Origin of the sequence: Flagellimonas alvinocaridis (assembly GCF_004916895.1) — a bacterium.
Classification (GTDB): Bacteria; Bacteroidota; Bacteroidia; order Flavobacteriales; family Flavobacteriaceae; genus Flagellimonas; species Flagellimonas alvinocaridis.
In genome coordinates this window covers 185,272-198,714 of the sequence record NZ_SNTZ01000001.1, presented here as the reverse complement: position 1 = coordinate 198,714, position 13,443 = coordinate 185,272, and the positions used below count along the sequence as shown (strand labels likewise).

Genomic DNA, 13,443 nt, shown 5'->3' with positions numbered 1-13,443 from the left:
AATACGAATATACATGGGGCTGGTTTCTGCGAAAGAGGTAGCAAAGGTGATTCATCTGGACAAGTATGGCTTTTTGGGCACTTTTGTTGGATGGCTTTTAATGGTGGCTACCAAGATTACTACCATAAACCGATTTTACAACAGAAATAAGGAGCTCCCTGGACCTGAATTTCTGGATGCCATTTTAGAACATTACGAAATTGATTTTGAAGTTCCGGAGGAAGATTTAAAACGACTTCCCAAAACAGGACCATATATCACCATCAGTAATCATCCTTTGGGAGGTATAGATGGTGTTCTTTTGTTGAAACTGATGTTGAATGAACGTCAGGACTTTAAAATCATAGCCAACTTTTTGCTACACCGCATAGAACCGTTGAAACCATACATTATGCCCGTAAATCCTTTTGAGAGCCATAAGGATGCCAAAAGCAGTATTATGGGATTCAAGAATGCACTCAAACATTTACAGGAGGGACATCCATTGGGGATTTTTCCTGCAGGGGAAGTGTCCACATATCGCGATGGCAAATTGGTGGTGGACCGCCCATGGGAAGAAGCAGCCATTAAACTGATTCGTAAGGCCGAGGTTCCTGTGGTGCCTATTTACTTTCATGCCCGCAATAGTCGACTCTTTTATCGGTTGTCCAAAATGAACGATGTTTTTAGGACGGCCAAGCTGCCCTCGGAACTGACATCGCAGAGCAGAAGACCTATTAAGGTGCGTATAGGTCAGCCCATTTCCGTGGCTACTCAAAACGAAGAAGAGACCTTGGAATCCTACACGGAGCTGCTACGCAAGAAAACGTATCTTTTGGCCAATGTGTTCGAGAAGGAACGTTTGATCGATAAGGTCCCGACGACATTAAAGATTCCCAAACCGCCCAAAAAAATAGCCACACCGGTCAATTCCAAAGTTTTGGAAGGGGAGATAGAAAAATTACGGGAAAAGGACTGCAGGGTGCTCCAGAGCAAGAACTATGAGGTGTATCTGGCCCAACAGAAAGATATTCCTTTTATCTTGAATGAAATAGGAAGGCAGCGGGAAATCACCTTTAGGGAAGTAGGTGAGGGGACTAACAATGCCATTGACTTGGATAAGTTCGACTCTTACTACCACCATCTCTTTTTATGGGATGATGAGGATAAGAAAATTGTTGGGGCTTACCGTATGGGATTGGGATCCGAAATCTTCAATCAATATGGGATAGATGGGTTCTACCTTCAGGATCTTTTCCGTTTTGAGCCGGAACTTTATGGAATGATGGAAAAATCCATCGAAATGGGAAGGGCCTACATTATCAAGGAATATCAACAAAAACCCATGCCCCTTTTTCTATTGTGGAAAGGAATTGTGCATACCACATTGCGGCATCCAGAACATAAATATTTGATAGGAGGGGTAAGCATCAGCAACCAGTTTTCCAATTTCTCCAAGTCCCTTATGATCGAATTCATGAAATCCAATTATTGGGATCCCTATGTGGCACAATATATCCGTCCCAAAAAGGAGTTTAAGGTAAAGCTCAATGATGCGGACAAAGAATTTGTTTTTGATGAGACCCAAGCCGACCTCAATAAGTTTGATAAACTGATCAGTGAAGTAGAGCCAGGGAGCCTTCGTTTGCCCGTTTTGATCAAAAAATATATCAAACAGAACGCCAAGGTGGTGGCCTTTAATGTGGATCCACTATTTAATAATTCCGTAGACGGACTCATGTACATACGGATTGCGGACCTACCTGAAAGTACGGTAAAGCCCGTTATGGAAGAATTTCAAGCAGAATTGGAACGAAAACTGGCTGAAGGTCCAGCTACCCACAATGTGGATTAGCTTCTCAACTCCTCCTTGACAAAATCATGGCAAAACTCCTTGATTTCTTCCCGAGTCTTTAAAAAAGCATCGTGGATTTCCTTTTCCGAACCCTTGACCTTAGAGGGATCAAAAAAGTTTTGATGAATGCGTATGGCATTTTTGGCCGGGATAAAAGGGCAGTTTTCCTTGGCATGGTCGCATACAGTGATGATATAGTCCCAATCAATACCAGCATATTCATCCACATGGTTGGAGGTATGGTTGGAAATGTCCACCCTGTCTTCTTTCATGATGGCCACAGCCCCAGGGTTTAGTCCGTGGGTTTCTATCCCTGCACTATAGATGTTGGCTAGCTTATCTTGAAAATAGTTGAGGTAGCCATGGGCCATTTGACTTCTGCAGGAGTTTCCGGTACAAAGTACCAATACGTTTTTCATTTTTTATTTGGTTTTTGATGTGATGATTATTCTATTCCTACCTTTTTACTACGCTTTTCAAATAAAAGGTTGTCTTTCCAGACCCCGTGGATTTTGCCCACGCGTTCGCGCTTGCCAATATAGCGAAAACCCACTGTTTCATGGAGTTTTACACTTGCTTTATTTTCGGGAAAAATACCGGATTGCAATGTCCAAAACCCAGCCTTTTCACTTTCGGTAATGAGCTGTAGCATAAGCTGTTTTCCAACGCCTTTTCCACGGCTTTTGGAGCCAATATATACACTTACCTCGGCCACACCTCCATAAACACATCTACTTGAAACTGGTGACAATGCCGTCCAACCCAATACAATGCCATTTTCCTCAGCAACCAATCTACAAGAGTCCACATGGGACAGATTCCAATTTTCATAGCTGGGAGGCTTGGTCTCGAAGGTGGCAAAGCCAGTGGCCATACCTTCAGTATAGATTTGTTGTACCTGCTCCCAATCAGAAGCTTTCATGCTACGGATCAACATGACCTCTTTTTTAGCAACAACCGGATTCAGGGGAGCAACAAGCTTCGGTTTCAACCGCTGAGGTGGTTGATGTTGGTTCGACCCCACAGGTTTCCTTGGCCTTGCAATCTGTTTTCTCAACAGACAGTTTTAATGTGAGCTGTTTTTCATCCAATGTGTAGTCATCTACATATAACTGGGCAGTATGAAAGTTGTCGTTGCTATATTCAAACTTGATTTCGGCATCTTTTTGCATGGGTTTTATCCTGTCCACCTTTTTTAAAATGGAAAGGGCCTTGTAGACAGACATGAAATCCCTTTTGCCAATTTCCTTGGGACTTTCCCAAAGTTGTACCACGGTCTCTTTCCAAAAATCTGTACCAGCGCCGCAGTCAACGGAATCCACAGTGATGTTTTTTACTTCGGTAATATGATAATTGGCTCCAACGAACTGATCTTTTGTGTATTCAAAAAGTAGACTTTTGTCTTGGTGTTGTTGAAGGATGGATAAAAATTCTGATGTTTTCATGTTAACAGCAATTACGGTTAATATTGGAAAAGAAGGTGTTAAAAGCCTCTTGAAGCTCTTCCCAGCGTTCTTGGTTAATACAATAGCAAAGATTTTTCCCCTCAAAGGTCCCTTTGAGCAACCCAATTTTCTTGATTTCGTTCAAATGTTGTGATATGGTGGGTTGGGCCAGACCGATAACATCCACCAAGTCATTGCATATACAAGCATCCTGTTTGCTAATGTATTCCAGGATGGCCACGCGCGCAGGGTGCGCCATGACCTTGGCTATTTGGGCCAATTCGTTATGCGTTGGTGAAAATATATGTGTTTTGGAGGCTCCCATATGAGCGTATTTTTCTTTGAATCTTTATTTTATATTGCAATATTACGATAAAGTAAATAAAAATAAAAGCCAGAAGGAAAAAAATCTGGCTTTTTGTATCTGTTTTATAGGCTCTTGAACCAGTTTTGGAAGTGTTCACCCACCAAAAATACCGGTTTTTGGGTTCCGTTTATGGCTCCGATCAAACTAATCACCCAAAGAATAACTGGGAATATCCATCCAATAAGGTTTACCACAGGGATAATTCCCAAAACAAACCCAACCAGAAAAATCCCAAGTACCTGTCTTACATAAAAAGAACCTATTTCGGTTTTGTTGCTGCTGTTCATGATGATGGCTATGATCCATCCGATCAAAGTCAAATGGGCAATAAGGGCAACCGTTTTACCGCTGTCAGGATTTTTGGGGTCAAAGGTTTCCTTTACATCCTCCTTGAAATCACTGGCGGCTTCCTTGGCTTCCTCCGCAGCTTCTTTTGCTGCATCTTTGGCTTTGTCAAAAGCTTCTTCAGCTTTATCTCCTAAGTCTTTTTTTTCTTCAGACATGGTTTTTAATGTGTTGGTTAAACGATTACTAAATGTAGCAAATAATTCAATATCTAAAGAAATGCTTTATCAACAGGTTCCCATAGCTCCAATTTATTGCCCTCAGGATCTATGATCCATCCAAATTTTCCGTAGTCGTATTCCTCTATTTCACCCACAACGGTTACCCCTTCTTTCTTTAGGGCTTCCAGTAATTCCACTAAATTCTCTACCCTAAAGTTCATCATGAACTGTTTTTCACTGGGTTGAAAATAGGTGGTGTCTTCTGCAAAGGGGCTCCATTGGGTCATACAGTCGTTACCTTCTTTGTCTTTCCACCAGAAGGAACAACCGTATTGGTCAGTGTTCAAGCCCAAATGGGTCTTATACCAATCCTTGATTTTATTGGGGTCTTTGGTTTTAAAGAAAAACCCTCCGATTCCTGTTACTCTTTGTTTCATGATTTTTTAATGTTTTGTTCGTATAAAGTGATCCAATCCTTAGGGGTCATTTTTTGGCATAGTTCGGCAATCAGTTCAAAGGGAATATTCTTGCTGTTTTTAAAACGGATGCAGCTTTTGCCCATATCCAATTTAGTAGATACGTACTTTGGGTACTCCTTTACAAACCAATCGTGAAGTTTGGGGTTGGCATAAATACCGGAATGATAGAGGGCTATGAAATTTTTCTGCGAAGCAATGTTGATAAAGGGTAGGGGTAAGCTCGGGTCACAATGATATCCATCCGGATAGAGTGAATGAGGAACCACATAGCCAATCATTTTATAGCTGATACACTCCTGAAAACCCTTGGGTAGATGCTGCTTTACAGTTTCCCTTAATTTGGAAACAGCTTCCCTACGGTCTTCAGGTACTTTACTGATATATTCATCCGGTGTCTGTGCATCTAGGGTCATGAGAAGTTTATTTTCGTTGTAGAATCAATGCCGAAAGTAGGGAAATGATAAACCCAATCACAAAGACCGTCATGGCCATGAGTGCAAAGGACATCAATGGATTGGAAAACAATTCCCGTTGAGCTTCAAGCTCCATCAATTTTTGTTCAACAAGTTCAGGGGGAAGGGATGCTTTTAAGCTATCGGCGCTACGGTCATAGTATTCTGTCATAAAATCTGGGTTGAGCACTTCGGTGTAGATGACATCCAAAATACCAAAGGCCACAGCGGTAATTAAACTGATGAATACCCCAATCAGTAGGGCGGTTTTAAAACGTACTCTCCCTTCATTCTCTTTATCCCGATAATATTTAATGCCCAAAAAGACAAATCCCAATGATAAAATCATGGATGCATAACCCAGGACTTCTTGGGTGGAATATGGGAGATTGCCAAAGATAAACCAACTCACCAAAAAAAGGATACAAATGGTAAAGGCTCCATACAAACCGAATTTCAAGACTGTTCTCTTCATGATTTTTTAGTTATATAATTGACCCAAAAGTAGTTGTGCCGAGGGAATCGAAGCTCATACTAAAGTACCAAAACCATGGAACTTTAGAGTAAAAAAGGTCTTAAACGGATAAAATCTGAAGGTCTATAGCTCTTTGGATGGCTTGGGTGCGACGTTTGGCATCCAGCTTTACCAGCAGGTTGGAGACATGGGTTTTAATGGTACTTTCCGAAACAAAAAGAGTGTGTGCAATTTCCTTATTGGACAGCCCTTTGGAAATCTCTACCAACACTTCGTATTCTCGTTTACTGATGCCCAGCTGTTCAATTTTTTTTATGTCAACGACAGGAGATTCGGGTTTCTTTTTCTGAAGTGCTTTTTTATTGATATAAATGCCAATAAAGAAAAATACAAGGGCAATTACAGCAATACCAATCTCCATGGAAATGTCGCCGGAGAAATAGGCATATTTGCCCAATTTGAAAAGAAAGAGCAGGGCAATGATCAATGCCGAAAAAACAAAAATGGTTTTTTTCACCCTGTTAAATTAGCAAAATCTTGCTTTCACCTTATCCACAATGGTCTGGGCCAACTTTTCCTTGCTTTCTACGGTCCATCCGGCCACATGGGGAGTCAGTAACACGTTTTTGGCCTTTCTAAGATATTTGAAGGCCTTGGGTTTTTGGATGAACATGTTCTCAAAGGACTTCTTTTCATATTCCAGCACATCCAATCCGGCACCCAATACTTTTCCGGATTTTAGCCCAATGACCAAGTCCTTGGTCACCACACATTTTCCCCGGGCCGTGTTCAACAACCAAAAAGGTTTATGGAATCCGTTTATAAACTCTGAATTGACCATGCCCACAGTAAGTTCGGTCTGGGGTACATGAAGGCTTATCACATCTGATTTTTGTTGAAACTCCATAATCCCGACTTGGCGGGCATTTTCATCGCCAACGCCTCCCACAATATCATAGCAAATGACTTCCACATCAAAGCCCCTGAGTTTTTTCGCAAATGCCTTGCCCATGTTTCCGTAGCCTACTATGCCCACGGTTTTGCCATCCAATTCCACGCCACGGTTCCCTTCGCGGTCCCATTTTCCTTTTTTTACTTCACGGTTGGCCTTTCCCATGTGGTTCATTAAAGACAGAAGCATGCCCAAGGTGTGCTCACCCACGGCATTTCGGTTACCTTCAGGGGCCGAAGCAAGAAAAACTTCCTTGTGTTTGGCATATTCCACATCAATGTTTTCCAATCCTGCACCAACACGGCCAATAAACTTTAAGTTGGATGCCTTGTCCAAAAATTGCTGATCTATAGTAAATCTACTACGGATGATCACACCGTCGAACTCATGTATTTTTTGCTCCACTTCTTCTTTGGAAGAGGAATAATCTTCATGATTTTCAAAACCCAATTGGGCAAATTGTTCCAAAAGTAAAGGGTGATTGGTGTCCAGGTGGAGAACTTTCATAAGCTAAATATACAATTCCTAGATTTTGGGATAAACGGTCTGTGTTTTTTCATGTTGAACATCGCCAGTATGGGCCGTGGTCAATTTTTCAAAAAGGAGCACATGCACTTCCTCTCCATTTTTGGTCATGGGATTGTGCTCCACTCCTTTGGGCACCACAATAATTTCTCCTTTCTTTACCACTTCGGTCCGATCCCTAAATTGCATATAAAGGGTGCCTTTGATGACCTGGAACAGTTCATCTTCGTGTTCGTGGGCATGCCAGACAAATTCTCCTTGCAACTTGGCCAAAAGCACTTGCATATCATCTACCACAGCTATTTGGTGTGGGTGCCATTGATTGGTGAATTCGGCATGTTTTTGCTTTAGATTGATGGATTTCATGGTTGTGTCTTAAATGCCCAAGATGAGTTTGGCGATCAAAAAATAAATCAGGATTCCAAAAATGTCGTTGCTAGTAGTAATAAATGGTCCTGTGGCTATAGCTGGATCTATGTTCCTTTTATGAAGGAAGAGTGGGATAAAGGTGCCTATCAGTCCTGCTACAACAATGACCACTACGAGTGACAGGGAAATGGCCAAGGCCGTGCTGAATGATCCTTTCCAAAACCATGTGAAAAACAAAAGTAAGACAGCCAAAATGAGTCCGTTCAAGAGTGCCAATAACATTTCCTTGACAAGCCTGTTGCTAATACTTCCTTTGAGATCATCATTGGCGAGACCTTGCACAATGATGGCACTGGACTGTACCCCAACATTACCCGCCATGGCCGCTATCAATGGAGTGAAAAAGAAGAGAACCGCATGTTTGGATATCATTTCCTCAAATCCGCCCATAATCGCGGCAGCTCCCAAACCACCCAAAAGGCCTAACATGAGCCAAGGCAATCGGGCACGGGTCAGGACCCAGATATCGTCATCAGCCTCCACGTCTTGAGATATACCGGCAGCCAATTGGTAATCTTTGTCAGCTTCCTCTTTAATTACATCCACAATATCATCAATGGTGATACGGCCTACCAATCTGCCTACTTCATCAACCACGGGAATGGCTTCCAAGTCGTATTTAGACATGATTTTTGCCACTTCTTCCCCTTTTTCGTTGACCGTTACGGAATCCACTTTTGGGATGTATACATCCTTGATGTTGGTTTTGGTAGATGTGGTCAACAGATCCTTTAATGAAAGCCTGCCCTTGAGCCTGCCTTCGTCATCTACCACATATATGGAATGTACCCTTGTAACATTTTCGGCCTGGGCACGCATTTCCTTGACGCAGGTGAGCACGTTCCAATTCTCGTTTACCATGACCAATTCCTTGGCCATAAGTCCACCGGCGCTATCCTCATCATAGCGGAGCAGGTCCACAATGTGCTTGGCGTGTTCTCTGTCCTCGATTTCAGAGATGACCTCTTGGACCATCTCTTTGGGAAGCTCATTGATAATATCGGCAGCATCATCCGTGTCCAGTTCCCCCAGCTCTCCAGCAATCTCCTTGGCAGTAAGGTTTTTTAATACCGCCTCTCGGATGTCCTCGTGCATTTCAGCAAGGATATCCGATGTTTTTTCACTGTCCAGTAGCTTAATGAGATAGGTGGCCTCCTCTACATCGAGTTCATCGGCTATTTCGGCAATATCCGCATAGTGGAACTCCTGCATCATGGCTTGGAGGGCGGCATTTTTATGTTCCGCTATCAGTTGCTGGATTTCTTCTAAAAGCTCGTCTGTAAGTTTAAACGGGGTCATTGGCTATCTTTTGGGTCAACGTTACAAAATCTGCCACACTGAGCTGTTCTGGGCGTTGGTCAAAGATAGTATCTTCTTTGAGATTATCGGAAAGATCAAAGGTTTTAAGGCTGTTACGAAGCGTTTTCCGTCTTTGGTTGAAAGAGGTTTTCACCACTTTAAAGAAAAGGTGTTCATCACAAGGTAACTTTAGGCCTGGTTTTCGGGTAAGTCGCAAAACCCCCGAATGTACCTTTGGGGGCGGATCAAAAACCTGAGGCGGTACGGAAAACAAATATTCAGCCTCATAGAAGGCTTGTACCAACACTGATAGGATGCCATACGTTTTGCTACCGGGTTTTTCACAAATACGTTGGGCAACTTCTTTCTGGAACATTCCCGAAAACTCTGGAATCTGTTGCCGTATTTCCAACATCTTAAAAACAATCTGGCTCGAGATGTTGTATGGGAAGTTGCCTGTTATGGCAAATTGCTCATCGCCATAAAGGTCCCTTAAATCGAATTTCAAAAAATCAGCTTCGAGAATGTTAAGGCGATTGTTCTTTTTTAAAATCTCTGCATGTTCCAGCGGAAAACTGTGGTTTAGGTAGATAATAGATTCCTCATCCAGGTCCATGGCCACCAATTCTATATCGCGTTGTAAAAGATACTTGGTGAGTACACCCATGCCCGGACCTATTTCCAAAACGTTGGTATAACCATTAAGGCTAAGGGTGTCCGCTATTTTTTGTGCAACTGTTTCGTCTTTCAGGAAATGTTGGCCCAAATGTTTTTTGGCTTTTACAGCACCATTTCCCTGCTCATTTTCATTACGATAGGGCCTACCATTGCCAGACTTTTTTTTGTTCTTTTTGGACACGGGGTTTTTTTGCAAGTTACTTGGAATTTTCGACATAGACCCATGCCTTTTTGCCAGATTCCAAAGGGAATTTTTGACGTTTGTAGGCATGGGTTTCATAAATATCGGCCTTTTTTAGGTCGATTTCAGAAACCTCGTAAACTTTACCTTCTACTTTATCCTGGGGGTTTTGGGTTTGAACTACCAATGGGTACCTTTCGTAAACTGCATTTTCAAGTTTTTTGAATCCCAGTAAATGGTCAGGTAGTCCATCAATGGTACGTCCAAATACAAATTCCTGTACTTGCAGGTCTTGTAAGGTACCATAGGTGAAAAGGTAGGTCAAGGTTTAGGGTATTTGCTGACTGATGACTTCAAGTTCTGTACGGAAAGCCACAAACTTATTGGGAAATAATTTTTGGGCATCGCCCCGTAATCGCTCAGCGTCTTCTTTATAGTACAATTCCAAGGTCTGTCTGTCCTTTGTAGTGTATTGAATGGAATAGGTAACTCCGCCCATATCTTCTTCAACCAAAACTTTTACCATTTTGGCATGGGTAAATTTTCCGGTTGCCAACATGTCCGGGAGGTGTTTGTCACGCATCCACAACAACCATTCATCGTGCACACTTTTATCTATGTTGATGGTAACATTGTAAATGAGCATAGGTTTTTTTTTGAATCTAATGTAGGGAACTATTAATTAATGGCATCGCCACGGAGTCGTCTAAAATTCTTTCGGGCCTGTGGAAAATAATAACTGTCCTGATAGTTGTAAATGATTTTCTCATAATGACTTTTGGCCTTTTCAGGTTCTTCAAGGATGTTTCTGTACAATTCCCCAAGTGCAAAGTGTGCATCATCGGCCAAAATCCCATCGGCATAGAACTCTACTATTTTTTGGTAGTTGAACCTTGCACTTTCGTAGTCTTTTTGTGCTTCCAAAAGTTGGGCTTGTCTCAATAGTGCCTCATCTTCGATTTTTTCCCCTTTGTGGTTTTGAAGGATGTCTTCCAGTTCCTCAATGGCTTCTTCGTTTTTATTTTGATAGGCCAACAGGTCGGCACGGGCATATTTTTTCAATGCAGTCTGGGTAGAATCTTCCAAGGAGTTGTCCGAAATCAAAAGGCTCAGTTGCATGGCATCGTTGGCAATGAGCTGTGAGGTAGAACCACGGAGGACTTTTAATTGGGTAAGTGCCCAATCAAAATCACCTTTATAAAAACTGGTTTGGGCCACTTTAAATCGGGCGTTCTGGCCAAGGACATCATTTTTGAGGCTCTTCTGCACTTGGGTAAAATAGATAAGTGCCTGATTGAATTTTTGGTCGTACACCAAAATATCACCCAAGGCCAATTTTACATAAGCTGTGATAGTGCGCCCCATTGGAAGCTCAAGACTTTCCTTGAGAATGGCAATGGCAGGTTCGGGTTGTTCCCTTTTAAAAGTCAAGAAATTGGCATATGCGATCTGCAGTTGTAGGGTACGGCTTTCATTGCCATATGTGGCAACCAAATCCTGAAATTTCTTTTCAACCTGGTCCAAAACTCTATCCGTTGGATTTTTTAATTCAATGTCAATAAGGTTGAGTTGCGCATTCAATTTGCTGTTAGGGTCCGCACTGTTTTCCGCAAGGTATTCAAAAATGGACACGGCATTTTCAAGATCGTTGTCTTCAAGGGCAATATGCCCCAGGTTCTCCAAACGATCTTCAGAGGCTTCATTGGTACGCTTAAAAATGGCTTTTTCTTGACTGAATGCACTGTTGTATTGTTTTTGTTGCACGAAGAGCCAACTCAATAGTTCATTCCAGAGAATGTCTGGTGATTCTTGCGCATTTTTTAGCAACACTTTTCGTAGCAGTACATTGTTGGCATCTGATGGGTCTTCCGAAATAAAATCATCTATATTTCGGAGGACGTTGGCTCGACTGGTTCTCCCTTCCCAAATGAGATTAAGATAGGATTGGTACATTGCTTCAATATTTCCTTGTTCCCCATAAATTCTTGCCAATTGAAAATCATAGTTCAAATCTGGTTTTAAGGCCATGGCCCGGGTATAGGCTTTTATGGCATACTCCAAGAGGGCATATTTTTGAAATCGGTATCCCACACTATACCCGAAGTTTGGGTTTTCCTCTATTTTTTGGATAGCTTGGTCATAATAGGTGGTTGCCCTTTCAGCTTGGTCTTGCAATGTATAGTTGTAGCCCAATTCAATAAAAAAGGTGGGGAAGGCATAGGTGTCCTTTATTTTTTGCAAAAGAAAGATTTCGGCATCTTCATACAGTTCCAATTGTTGGTAGCAGGCCACCAGACCTTCGGCATAGTCAGTACGTCTTGGGTTTTTCTCTACCAACTTTTCGTAGAAGACGACGGCCTTTTCATAATCACCATCGGTAAAATACTGCTTGGCCAGAAAGTCCTCTTGAGCATAGGAAAGCGATTGCACTAAAATGCATGATATGAGAAATAGAAGGAGCCTCAATAGCTGGTTTTATTTCAAATATAACGCAGAAAAGGGCGGTATTCTGTTAATCGAATCCCAATAATCGGTGAAATCCTTAGTCTATGACCTCAAATCCGCAGTAGGGGATCAAAACCTCAGGGATTTTAATGCCATCTTTGGTCTGATAGTTTTCCAATATACCGGCCAGAACTCTTGGAAGGGCCAAAGCGCTTCCGTTCAAGGTGTGGGCCAACTGGCTTTTTCCATTTTCATCCTTAAAGCGTAGCTTTAGACGATTGGCTTGGAATGTCTCAAAATTGGAAACAGAACTGATTTCCAACCAACGGTCCTGAGCTGTGGAGAACACCTCAAAGTCATAGGTTAGGGCAGAGGTGAAGCCTAAATCGCCACCACATAGACGAAGAATACGATAGGGTAATTTCAAATCCTGAAGTAGGCCCTTGACGTGTTCCACCATTTCATCCAAAGCAGCGTATGAATTGTTGGGGTGCTCCATACGAACGATTTCCACCTTGTCAAACTGATGTAGGCGGTTAAGGCCGCGTACATGGGCGCCGTAGCTTCCGGCCTCCCTCCTAAAACAAGGAGTGTAGCCTGTATATTTTATGGGGAAATCGGATTCAGCCAAAATATCATCCCTATGCAAATTGGTAATGGGAACTTCCGCCGTGGGAATCAAGTACAGGTCATCTGCGGTAACATGGTACATTTGCCCTTCTTTGTCGGGTAATTGTCCTGTTCCATAACCAGAGGCCTCATTCACCATGAGAGGTGGCTGAACTTCGGTGTACCCGGCTTCGGTGTTTTTGTCCAAGAAATAGGAAATGAGCGCGCGCTGTAAACGGGCACCTTTTCCCTTATAAACTGGGAAACCAGCCCCGGAAACCTTTACGCCGAGCTCAAAATCGATGATGTCATATTTTTTGGCCAATTCCCAGTGGGGCAATGCACCTTCTTCAAGAGAGGGGATATCGCCCTCCCTAAAAATTTCTTCATTATCCTCGTCCGTGTTTCCCGCGGGAACAGTTTGGTGTGGGACATTTGGAATTTGATACAACTGCTCCTGTAAGGCGGCCGCTGCTGCATTCAAGTCATCCCCCAACTGTTTTGAGGTTTCTTTCAATCCAGCGGTTTTCTCTTTAAGGGCATTGGCTTCCTGTGCCTTTCCAGATTTGAAAAGCATGCCAATCTCTTTGGAAAGTTTGTTTGATTCGGCCAAGGTCGCATCCAGTTCAGTTTGGATGGAACGTCTTTTTTCATCCAGTTCGATGATTTTTGACAGCATAGGTTCGGCATCAATGTTGCGTTTTTTTAGAGCTACAATGATGCTTTCCTTGTTTTCCCGAATCGTTTGTAATTGAAGCATGGCCTAG

At 42.5% G+C, this 13,443-nt stretch carries 18 protein-coding genes; 1 reads left to right on the top strand and 17 read right to left on the bottom strand.

What is annotated here, in order from left to right:
* Positions 1 to 13: 13 nt before the first annotated feature.
* A complete protein-coding gene (locus tag EZV76_RS00880) occupies positions 14 to 1,834 on the top strand; it encodes a GNAT family N-acyltransferase (protein WP_136564710.1) in 1,821 nt (606 codons plus the stop codon).
* Here the strand turns inward: EZV76_RS00880 and EZV76_RS00875 are convergent.
* The 17 genes from EZV76_RS00875 to serS all read right to left on the bottom strand — a co-directional run bounded on the left by EZV76_RS00875 (position 1,831) and on the right by serS (position 13,436).
* Entirely contained in the window at positions 1,831 to 2,253 is a 423-nt protein-coding gene (locus EZV76_RS00875) for an arsenate reductase ArsC (RefSeq protein ID WP_136564709.1), read from the bottom strand. The genes EZV76_RS00880 and EZV76_RS00875 overlap by 4 nt on opposite strands.
* 26 nt (positions 2,254 to 2,279) lie before the next feature.
* The gene (locus EZV76_RS00870; RefSeq protein WP_136564708.1) at positions 2,280 to 2,771 is read right to left on the bottom strand and encodes a GNAT family N-acetyltransferase; all 492 of its coding nucleotides are present in this window, start codon (positions 2,769 to 2,771) and stop codon (positions 2,280 to 2,282) included.
* Positions 2,772 to 2,781: 10 nt separating this feature from the next.
* Complete coding sequence (locus tag EZV76_RS00865) at positions 2,782 to 3,279, bottom strand: DUF6428 family protein (RefSeq protein ID WP_236640824.1); 498 nt, start codon at positions 3,277 to 3,279, stop codon at positions 2,782 to 2,784.
* Position 3,280: 1 nt separating this feature from the next.
* The gene (locus tag EZV76_RS00860; protein WP_136564707.1) at positions 3,281 to 3,604 is read right to left on the bottom strand and encodes an ArsR/SmtB family transcription factor; all 324 of its coding nucleotides are present in this window, start codon (positions 3,602 to 3,604) and stop codon (positions 3,281 to 3,283) included.
* Between the two features lie 104 nt (positions 3,605 to 3,708).
* The gene (locus EZV76_RS17280; protein WP_236640823.1) at positions 3,709 to 4,149 is read right to left on the bottom strand and encodes a YtxH domain-containing protein; all 441 of its coding nucleotides are present in this window, start codon (positions 4,147 to 4,149) and stop codon (positions 3,709 to 3,711) included.
* A 53-nt stretch (positions 4,150 to 4,202) separates the two neighbouring features.
* Positions 4,203 to 4,589, bottom strand: a complete 387-nt coding sequence (locus EZV76_RS00850; protein ID WP_136564706.1) for a VOC family protein — start codon at positions 4,587 to 4,589, stop codon at positions 4,203 to 4,205.
* Complete coding sequence (locus EZV76_RS00845; protein WP_136564705.1) at positions 4,586 to 5,044, bottom strand: iron chaperone; 459 nt, start codon at positions 5,042 to 5,044, stop codon at positions 4,586 to 4,588. The genes EZV76_RS00850 and EZV76_RS00845 overlap by 4 nt, the downstream gene beginning before the upstream one ends.
* Positions 5,045 to 5,051: 7 nt before the next feature.
* Positions 5,052 to 5,558 carry a DUF4199 domain-containing protein gene (locus EZV76_RS00840; RefSeq protein WP_136564704.1) on the bottom strand — a complete coding sequence of 169 codons (507 nt, stop codon included), beginning with the start codon at positions 5,556 to 5,558 and terminating at the stop codon, positions 5,052 to 5,054.
* 100 nt (positions 5,559 to 5,658) lie between these two features.
* Positions 5,659 to 6,075, bottom strand: coding sequence for a response regulator transcription factor (locus EZV76_RS17425; protein ID WP_136564703.1), 417 nt, complete (start codon positions 6,073 to 6,075; stop codon positions 5,659 to 5,661).
* Positions 6,076 to 6,084: 9 nt separating this feature from the next.
* The gene (locus tag EZV76_RS00830; RefSeq protein WP_136564702.1) at positions 6,085 to 7,017 is read right to left on the bottom strand and encodes a 2-hydroxyacid dehydrogenase; all 933 of its coding nucleotides are present in this window, start codon (positions 7,015 to 7,017) and stop codon (positions 6,085 to 6,087) included.
* Between the two features lie 18 nt (positions 7,018 to 7,035).
* Complete coding sequence (locus tag EZV76_RS00825; protein WP_136564701.1) at positions 7,036 to 7,401, bottom strand: cupin domain-containing protein; 366 nt, start codon at positions 7,399 to 7,401, stop codon at positions 7,036 to 7,038.
* A gap of 9 nt (positions 7,402 to 7,410) precedes the next feature.
* Complete coding sequence (gene mgtE, locus EZV76_RS00820; RefSeq protein ID WP_136564700.1) at positions 7,411 to 8,763, bottom strand: magnesium transporter; 1,353 nt, start codon at positions 8,761 to 8,763, stop codon at positions 7,411 to 7,413.
* On the bottom strand, positions 8,750 to 9,658 hold the full coding sequence (gene rsmA / locus EZV76_RS00815; RefSeq protein ID WP_136564699.1) for a 16S rRNA (adenine(1518)-N(6)/adenine(1519)-N(6))-dimethyltransferase RsmA: 909 nt from the start codon (positions 9,656 to 9,658) through the stop codon (positions 8,750 to 8,752). The genes mgtE and rsmA overlap by 14 nt, the downstream gene beginning before the upstream one ends.
* Positions 9,639 to 9,947 carry a gamma-glutamylcyclotransferase family protein gene (locus EZV76_RS00810; RefSeq protein WP_136564698.1) on the bottom strand — a complete coding sequence of 103 codons (309 nt, stop codon included), beginning with the start codon at positions 9,945 to 9,947 and terminating at the stop codon, positions 9,639 to 9,641. The genes rsmA and EZV76_RS00810 overlap by 20 nt, the downstream gene beginning before the upstream one ends.
* 3 nt (positions 9,948 to 9,950) lie before the next feature.
* Positions 9,951 to 10,268 carry a DUF4286 family protein gene (locus EZV76_RS00805; protein ID WP_136564697.1) on the bottom strand — a complete coding sequence of 106 codons (318 nt, stop codon included), beginning with the start codon at positions 10,266 to 10,268 and terminating at the stop codon, positions 9,951 to 9,953.
* Between the two features lie 32 nt (positions 10,269 to 10,300).
* Entirely contained in the window at positions 10,301 to 12,088 is a 1,788-nt protein-coding gene (locus tag EZV76_RS00800; protein ID WP_201741803.1) for a tetratricopeptide repeat protein, read from the bottom strand.
* Between the two features lie 76 nt (positions 12,089 to 12,164).
* A complete protein-coding gene (gene serS, locus EZV76_RS00795) occupies positions 12,165 to 13,436 on the bottom strand; it encodes a serine--tRNA ligase (protein WP_136564696.1) in 1,272 nt (423 codons plus the stop codon).
* Positions 13,437 to 13,443: the final 7 nt, after the last annotated feature.

Bases quoted from the DNA above. Each gene is read 5' to 3' on its own strand.
- EZV76_RS00880 (WP_136564710.1), top strand. From the start codon at position 14: ATGGGGCTGGTTTCTGCGAAAGAGGTAGCAAAGGTGATTCATCTGGAC.
- EZV76_RS00875 (WP_136564709.1), bottom strand. From the start codon at position 2,253: ATGAAAAACGTATTGGTACTTTGTACCGGAAACTCCTGCAGAAGTCAA.
- EZV76_RS00870 (WP_136564708.1), bottom strand. From the start codon at position 2,771: ATGTTGATCCGTAGCATGAAAGCTTCTGATTGGGAGCAGGTACAACAA.
- EZV76_RS00865 (WP_236640824.1), bottom strand. From the start codon at position 3,279: ATGAAAACATCAGAATTTTTATCCATCCTTCAACAACACCAAGACAAA.
- EZV76_RS00860 (WP_136564707.1), bottom strand. From the start codon at position 3,604: ATGGGAGCCTCCAAAACACATATATTTTCACCAACGCATAACGAATTG.
- EZV76_RS17280 (WP_236640823.1), bottom strand. From the start codon at position 4,149: ATGTCTGAAGAAAAAAAAGACTTAGGAGATAAAGCTGAAGAAGCTTTT.
- EZV76_RS00850 (WP_136564706.1), bottom strand. From the start codon at position 4,589: ATGAAACAAAGAGTAACAGGAATCGGAGGGTTTTTCTTTAAAACCAAA.
- EZV76_RS00845 (WP_136564705.1), bottom strand. From the start codon at position 5,044: ATGACCCTAGATGCACAGACACCGGATGAATATATCAGTAAAGTACCT.
- EZV76_RS00840 (WP_136564704.1), bottom strand. From the start codon at position 5,558: ATGAAGAGAACAGTCTTGAAATTCGGTTTGTATGGAGCCTTTACCATT.
- EZV76_RS00830 (WP_136564702.1), bottom strand. From the start codon at position 7,017: ATGAAAGTTCTCCACCTGGACACCAATCACCCTTTACTTTTGGAACAA.
- EZV76_RS00825 (WP_136564701.1), bottom strand. From the start codon at position 7,401: ATGAAATCCATCAATCTAAAGCAAAAACATGCCGAATTCACCAATCAA.
- mgtE (WP_136564700.1), bottom strand. From the start codon at position 8,763: ATGACCCCGTTTAAACTTACAGACGAGCTTTTAGAAGAAATCCAGCAA.
- rsmA (WP_136564699.1), bottom strand. From the start codon at position 9,658: ATGTCGAAAATTCCAAGTAACTTGCAAAAAAACCCCGTGTCCAAAAAG.
- EZV76_RS00805 (WP_136564697.1), bottom strand. From the start codon at position 10,268: ATGCTCATTTACAATGTTACCATCAACATAGATAAAAGTGTGCACGAT.
- serS (WP_136564696.1), bottom strand. From the start codon at position 13,436: ATGCTTCAATTACAAACGATTCGGGAAAACAAGGAAAGCATCATTGTA.